The organism is Xanthovirga aplysinae, from assembly GCF_009711365.1.
GTDB lineage: Bacteria > Bacteroidota > Bacteroidia > Cytophagales > Cyclobacteriaceae > Xanthovirga > Xanthovirga aplysinae.
On record NZ_SMMB01000309.1, the window covers coordinates 1 to 1,080 of the forward strand.

General features: G+C 39.5%; 1 protein-coding gene. It reads left to right on the plus strand.

Annotated features, from left to right (window positions below; all coding sequences use genetic code 11):
• The coding region (locus tag E1171_RS00890) for a tail fiber domain-containing protein (RefSeq protein ID WP_187696139.1) at window positions 1–797 on the plus strand (797 nt) is incomplete at its 5' end.
• Window positions 798–1,080 lie beyond the last annotated feature (283 nt).

Below are 1,080 nucleotides of genomic sequence, written 5' to 3' on the forward strand. Positions count from 1 at the left end.
ATGGGGAGAGAAACTTTGTTATCCATCAAAGTGGAGCCACCAGGAATTATCTACATATAGCCCCTAGTAAAGAAAAAGGGAGCAATACAGCCGATTGGGGAAAAGGGATCAAGATTCACTCTACGGGTTATTTAGAGACCTTAAGTAATCTTAGAGTTAACGGTTCTACGCAATTGGAAGGCTCTCTTACCACTCAGGAGTTCCTCTTCTCTCAAGGCACTTTCCAGGAATCAGACATCAGAAGCAAGGAGGATATTTGTGGGTTGCATCAGGTATTGGACAAAGTGATGCTAATGAATCCAATACAATACCGATACAAAGCAGATAAAAAAAGAAAACTCAAACATTTGGGCTTTGGGGCACAGGAAGTTAAAGAACTCTTTCCCGAATTGGTATACTACTCTGAAGAAAAAGACTTGTACAGTCTTAATTATGGTAACCTCGGAGCTATTAACACTGCGGCTATCCAGGAGATCAATGTTTGCTTACACCAGGGGTTGAGCCAACAAAAAAATGCTATTGAAGAACAAAAGGCAGTTGGAATACAACAAAAAAGAACACTAAGGCGGCTGGAAAATCAAGTAAAAAGTCAAAAGAGAATTATTCAGAACCAAAAGGAAAGGATAGAAGCTCAGCAGGAAACTAATGCATGGCTAAAAGAAAACCTTCAACTCCAGGAAATTAAAATTCGTCAGCAGGCGGAAGAAATGCAGGAAGTGAAAAACCTACTTGCTGAGTTGTCTGCTCCCACTTTGGAAAAGATGGGTAAGAAATGGCGTTCCTTGTTTGGACAATAAAGTTTGCTTGGTGCAAGCTCAGGGAAAGTTAGTTTCGGTTTTTTCCAACTCTTCTCCTTCTAGAGATACTCCTATTTATTGGGTTCATTTTCTATTTGGGGAGAGATGGATGAAGTCAATGAGAGTTAATCGAAGGTGTAAAATAAAAAGGGAAAACATCCCTTTTTAATCTTTTTAGCGCAAAGAGTAAGCAGGGGAACCAGTTAATAAACCCAATTGTCGCCCCTACCAAAAAAAATATACCAATGAAAAAATTACATTTTACAGAAGGCGGCCGTATGCT